Raw genomic sequence first — 5,490 nt, 5'->3', positions numbered from 1 at the left:
TTTGCCCCGCGCCCGAATGGGGACGCTTAGCTCAGTTGGTAGAGCAGCTGACTCTTAATCAGCGGGTCGTGGGTTCGAACCCCTCAGCGTCTACCATTCAAGTCATTTATTCATTTGTTTTTAAAAGAAAAAACTGAGTTTAAAAAGATCTCACCCCACAATCGTGCCCACATTTCGATTGGTACATACCGGGCGGTGCTGGGTCTCGGTGGAACCGAAAATCGGATGACATGCTGCTTGGGTGTCAATTGCGAGACTTACTCCCGGCCCGAATCCTGACCGTGCAACGCACCGGCTGCTTCGCGTTCGCGGATGATTTCTGGCAAGCCTCGATAGCCTCTCGGTTGTCGCGCAGCAAATCGGCTGCCCGCTCCAGCGCGTTCAAAGCCTGAGGGCTTTCGCTCCGCATGAGGCGCGTGCCTGCATCCCAGCGCGACGATTCGCCAACCATTCTCGCCGCCATGCGTTCGGGCCAGTGCCAGCTTTCCGGAACGGCACGGGCGATGGTTCCGGGAAGGAAAGACCATAGCAGGATGCCGCCGAGCACTCCGCCTCCGACTGCCTGAAACACCTTGCGGCGTTGGTCCACACTAGTGCGAGCATGGGATGTGACACCGCGCATATCCTGCGCTGCTTGCCGAAGCTCATTATATGCGTCGTTGATCCGCGTTTGATCGCCGCGCCGCGCCGCCTCCGCTGCGGCTTCGATCCGCCTGCCAAAGCTATCGGGAGTAACCTGCATGGCCGGGTGTTCCTCGATGCAATCAAGATTCTCTACCATCTCTTCGAGCCGCTTTGTCATCTCGGTCAAGGTCGCCCCATAGTCGGGGATAACGATGTCCGCCCGCTCGGCGGCAAGATGCTGGACCGCGCGCCGCATGAGCGCCAGTTCGCCTTCAAGCCGCGCGAACGCTTCGGCAGCGGGGTCGCTTTCGACCTCGGCGGGTTTTGGCTGAGGCTCGGCGTGCGCCTCCGCCTCCGCCTTGATGTCCAGTGTCACTTCTTCGGTATCAGGATTTTCCATTTCGTTTCTCCTAAAGGCTCATTCCAATCGAGCGGGTCCGCTCGAACGACACAGACGCGGCAAGTTCGCGCGACAAATCGCGCTCGATGTTCTTGCCGAGACCAAGTTCCCGCGTCCGGTTGCGCAACAGCGATTCCACCTGTGGATCGCGTTCAAGACCTTTCGCCATGTCGGCCATCCGGCCCGCGACACGGTGTGCACCATTCTCGTTGCCGCCTTGCTGCATGACCGCCCGTGCTTGCCCTAGCCGCTGCCAGTCATTCACAAAGCGGTCGGCGCGCTGCACCGGATCGACGCGGATTTCAGACTCAAGCTGCATGGCGCGGATTGCGCCTTGGCTCCGACCGTCGGCTGCCTCGCGGGTCAACTCAGGCTGGCGCTGTAACGCACTGGCAAGATCGGCGGCGGCATGGGGCCTGATCGCGTCGAGCGCCTTCCCAGACTTTTCCAATGCCTCCCTTTGATGGGGAAGCACCGGCAAACCCTGCTCGCGCATCTTCGCCATGTCGTCGGCGGCGCGGGCAAAGCGTTCGACCGCACGACGCTGGTTGGAAAGCCCATGCTGGTCGCCGGGAAGAGTTTCGAGCTTCTGCGTTTGCGGTCGGAAGTTGGCGAAGATCGACTTCGCACGCTCGGGCAATTGCCGTGCGATCTCAACAATCCGCTGGCGGAACGTGATCCCTCGCCGCTCGGCAAATTGCTGCTCGGGCGTGTAATCGCTCGCTATGTCCTTGCCGCGTTCGCGGCTCAGCGTGCGAACAAGCTTTGACTGGTCGGTAAAGTCATCGCGGCCATAATGAAGGTCCACGCCCTCGCGGTGGCGCGACAGCGCGACATAGGCTCCGTGGCTGTCCATGCCCGGCGTCGCCAGAACATGCGTCCGGTCCACGGTCATGCCCTGTGCCTTATGGATCGTCGCGGCGTAGCCGTGATCGACATGCGCATAGTCTTTGGTATCGAACTTCACTGCACGCCCGTCGTCGGTGCGCACGGCCATGCCCTGCGGGGTCACCTGCTCGACGATGCCCAGCGTACCATTCTTGACGCCAAGGCCGCGCTCGTTTCGCAGGAACATGATACGGTCGCCGCTGGCAAATTGTCGCTCGCCGCGCTCGGCCTTGATCGAAACGTCACTGCCCAGCTCACCCGCGTTTCGCATCCGTCCGCGCGCAGCTTCGTTCAACCCGCGCACCTCGTCATTGGTGTGGGTGAGAATGATCCGTGTATCACCGGGGCTGGCCTGCCTTTCGCGATCCCAATGCTCGATCAAATTCTCGCGTGCGACCTCCCGCGTCGCGGCAAGATGCACCATGCCGCTCTCGCCATAGGCATGAATAGCCTGCCCGGTTCGTCCGGTGGCAAGGTGCCGGGTCGCGTCCTGCTGCCAGACCTGATGCTGGCGGCGCACTTCGCTGATTTCGACGCCGCCATGCCGTTCGTGGATCGCACGGAACGCCGCTCCGGCTTCAATGGCCTGCAATTGTTGCGGGTCACCAACCAGCACGACTTTTGCACCTGCATCGGCAGCGTGAGAAAGGACGCGTTCCATCTGGCGCGTGCCGACCATGCCTGCCTCGTCGATCACCAGCACGTCGCGCGAAGTCAGTTGTTCGCGGCCCTGTCCCCATTGATGTTCAAGGCTGGCAATGGTGCGCGACGCGATGCCCGAACCCTGCTCCAGTCCTTCAGCGGCAATGCCCGATAGCGCCGCGCCGCGAACATTATAGCCCGCATTTTTCCATGCCTCGCGCGCAACGCCTAGCATCGCGCTTTTGCCGGTCCCGGCATAGCCGACGACTATACTCAGGCCGCGCTTATCGGTAACGTGCGCGAGCGCCGCGCGCTGCTCTCCCGATAGCAGTAAGCCGCGCTCCTCGGCGCGCGCCAGCGCGCTCGTTTGTTTGTCCTCGCCAACGCGATGCCGTTCGCGCTCAGCCATCAATTCCGACGCGCGGTGCAGCCGTTGCTCGGTCTCGATCATCGCCTGGGATGTGAAGCGATCTTCCCCGCGTCCGTCCTTGCCCAAAGCGATGAAATCGGACGATCCGCGAACGGCGCTCAATGCCGCATCGAACTGGTCCTTCCCGTCGCTATGCCGATGCACGAAAATGGCAAGGTCGCGGTTCGTGAAGGTGGCTTGGCTGTGCGTGATCGCGTCGAGCGCGACATTCGGATTTGCGATGATCCGCTCACCATTGCGCTGTGCAATAGCGCGATGTTCCTCGATGCGCTCTGCCTCAAGCCCGCGTCCACCGATGCGCGATGCGGCGGGGCCAATCTTGTCCTGCGGTTCGAGCGCAATGCCCTGCGCCTCCAAGGTTCGATGATCGACGCGGGCGTCTATATCGAGTTTGGCGAGGCGTTGATTGACATGCTCGGCCCATCGCTCGCGCCATTGCTCAACCAACTCGGCCTTGTTCCACTCGCGCACCTTCGCGCCGAAACCATCCTTTCCGACTTCGCGCATGGTCAACATGACATGCGCATGAGGTTTTGGATTCCCGTCCTTGCCGATATCCCAATGCACATTGAGATCGGCGATCATGCCTTTCTCGACGAACTCGGTCTTTGCAAAGTCGCGGGCCAGCGCAATCCCCTGGCTCTTGTTCATCTCGCGCGGAATCGCGAACTCTACCTCTCGGGAGAGCTGCGCGTCCTTGCGCTTCTCGGCGGCCTCGACCGCGTTCCAGAGCTTTTCGCGGTCTGCAAACTCGGGCGGCGCGCCATCGGGCAGCATCACTTCGGAATGAACGACGCCGTCCTTGTTGGTGAAGTCATGGTCACGGTCGAGCCGCTCGTCGTGCAGCCGTTCGGCTCCGCGATAGGCCGCTGCCGCCACAGCGCAGCGTCCGCTGGCGCGGCTGATGACTTTGACCGAGAGATGAAAGATTGCCATGATGGCAATCCATCTACGCCATCAAAGCCACGTCGGCACGACGTATAAGCGCGCCCTCCCATGATAAAATCCTGCTCGGGACTAAGTGGTGTCAGACTGTCTCGACAACTCTACAGCATTAGGAGCCGCGCGATATTATGATGATTGCATCAACTCTCAATGGAGACAGACGATGCGCAAACCTCGTGATATTGATTCGGAACTGAAGGCACTTGCCGAAAGGGCAAAGCAACTCAAAGAACGCCGCGTCCAGCAACTTGGCGAACTGGTCATTGCCACGGGAGCCGATGCGATGGATGCGGAAACGCTCGCCGGTGCATTGCTATCCATCGTCGAAACTACTGAAGCTGCTCGAAAGGAGAGCTGGCGCAAGCGCGGCATCTCCTTCTTTCAAGGCACGGCGCGAAAGCGTGGCGAAGGAACTGAAAACAAGTTGGACGGCGCTCGCACGGCTGACGGCGGCACGACACCGGCTTGAGGCACGAAAGGCACGTACCGGCATGCGCGATTGGCAGGTAAAGCGACGCGAGCGCACGAAGCAACTGATCGAGCTGGGCGGGCTTGTGGTGAAAGCAGAACTGGTCGACCTAACCGACGATGATCGCGCGACACTCTACGGTGCGTTCCTGACCGTCGCCATTAAACTGCGCAGCGAGGACCGTGAACAGGCACTGGCTATTTGGAAGCGGAAAGGCAAACGGGCGTTTGAAGCCGAAGCGACAACGGTAGAGGATTGATACACAGAAAAAGGCCCCGCAACGGGTGCTGCGGAACCTTTATTCGGTGTACTGATCGGTGATGCTTCGGCGCTACTTCGAGCGCCGCTTCTTGGGTTCGTCGCTGGTTGCTTCCTTGGCCTTGGCGAGGAAGTCGACCTGCTCGGCGATGATCTCGCAGCCATAGCGGTCGGTGCCGTTCTGGTCGGTCCACTTGGTGTAATGAATGCGGCCCGTGACCATGATCATCGCGCCTTTGGCGACATGCTCTGCAACGCATTTGCCAACGCCATTGAAGCAAGTGATGCGGTGCCATTCGGTTTCGGATTGGCGGTTACCGTCGGCGTCTTTGAAGCTGCGAGTTGTGGCAAGAGATAAGGTGGTAATCGATACCCCTGACTGGGTGTTGCGGACTTCGGGAGTGTTGCCAACGAAGCCGACGAGAGTGACTGTGTTTTTCATGGATTTGACCTTTCGAACCTGTTTCTAACCGTCCAAGAGACCATCCCTTTGACTGAGCCCCGATGAGACCGGGCACGGTCAGGACTGCACCGAACGCAGTGAGGAAAACCCCGCTCACAGGAGTGGCGCGGGCAGCGGCGCGGAGCGCAGCAACACGGCCCGCATGAGTGCGGGTTGCACGTCTAGGCATCGTCGGGACAGGGGCGTGGATTAGTCATGAAAGGGGATGGTTTCGTGGTCGGCAAACAGCGGAAACTCATTATCCAAGAAGGATTGCGAACCTACTGCCCGCACCAGCACCTGCGATGTCAAGCTGATTGAACAATCGGCAATGCTTTGAACACTCTCATGATTTGAAAAGGAGCAATTTGCGTATGTCTGATACGTTTGAC

The 5,490-nt window shown here is 60.1% G+C and carries 6 protein-coding genes and 1 tRNA gene; 3 read left to right on the top strand and 4 right to left on the bottom strand.

Annotated features, from left to right (window positions below):
• Positions 1-20: 20 nt before the first annotated feature.
• Positions 21-96, top strand: a tRNA-Lys gene (locus ABL922_RS14005).
• 148 nt (positions 97-244) lie between these two features.
• On the opposite strand, the gene ABL922_RS14000 is transcribed toward ABL922_RS14005, so the two are convergent.
• Both ABL922_RS14000 and traA read right to left on the bottom strand, forming a co-directional pair.
• Positions 245-1,024, bottom strand: coding sequence for a DUF6118 family protein (locus ABL922_RS14000; protein ID WP_349024828.1), 780 nt, complete (start codon positions 1,022-1,024; stop codon positions 245-247).
• Between the two features lie 10 nt (positions 1,025-1,034).
• On the bottom strand, positions 1,035-3,920 hold the full coding sequence (gene traA / locus ABL922_RS13995; protein WP_349024827.1) for a Ti-type conjugative transfer relaxase TraA: 2,886 nt from the start codon (positions 3,918-3,920) through the stop codon (positions 1,035-1,037).
• 172 nt (positions 3,921-4,092) lie between these two features.
• On the opposite strand from traA, the gene ABL922_RS13990 reads away from it, so the two are divergent.
• Entirely contained in the window at positions 4,093-4,398 is a 306-nt protein-coding gene (locus tag ABL922_RS13990; RefSeq protein WP_349024826.1) for a conjugal transfer protein TraD, read from the top strand.
• A gap of 22 nt (positions 4,399-4,420) precedes the next feature.
• The gene (locus ABL922_RS13985; protein WP_349024829.1) at positions 4,421-4,657 is read left to right on the top strand and encodes a conjugal transfer protein TraD; all 237 of its coding nucleotides are present in this window, start codon (positions 4,421-4,423) and stop codon (positions 4,655-4,657) included.
• Between the two features lie 72 nt (positions 4,658-4,729).
• On the opposite strand, the gene ssb is transcribed toward ABL922_RS13985, so the two are convergent.
• Positions 4,730-5,098, bottom strand: a complete 369-nt coding sequence (gene ssb, locus ABL922_RS13980) for a single-stranded DNA-binding protein (protein ID WP_349024825.1) — start codon at positions 5,096-5,098, stop codon at positions 4,730-4,732.
• 210 nt (positions 5,099-5,308) lie between these two features.
• Positions 5,309-5,490 (bottom strand): hypothetical protein (locus ABL922_RS13975; RefSeq protein ID WP_349024824.1); only part of this gene is annotated, 182 nt, incomplete at its 5' end.

This window comes from Sphingorhabdus sp. (assembly GCF_040079335.1).
In the GTDB taxonomy this organism is placed as follows: Bacteria; Pseudomonadota; Alphaproteobacteria; order Sphingomonadales; family Sphingomonadaceae; genus Sphingorhabdus_B.
Note: the sequence above shows the minus strand (reverse complement) of the source record. Positions and strands in the feature narration are given on the sequence as shown.

Excerpts from the sequence above, each read along its gene's own strand:
- ABL922_RS14000 (WP_349024828.1), bottom strand. The coding sequence starts at position 1,024 with ATGGAAAATCCTGATACCGAAGAAGTGACACTGGACATCAAGGCGGAG.
- ABL922_RS13990 (WP_349024826.1), top strand. The coding sequence starts at position 4,093 with ATGCGCAAACCTCGTGATATTGATTCGGAACTGAAGGCACTTGCCGAA.
- ssb (WP_349024825.1), bottom strand. The coding sequence starts at position 5,098 with ATGAAAAACACAGTCACTCTCGTCGGCTTCGTTGGCAACACTCCCGAA.
- traA (WP_349024827.1), bottom strand. The coding sequence starts at position 3,920 with ATGGCAATCTTTCATCTCTCGGTCAAAGTCATCAGCCGCGCCAGCGGA.
- ABL922_RS13985 (WP_349024829.1), top strand. The coding sequence starts at position 4,421 with ATGCGCGATTGGCAGGTAAAGCGACGCGAGCGCACGAAGCAACTGATC.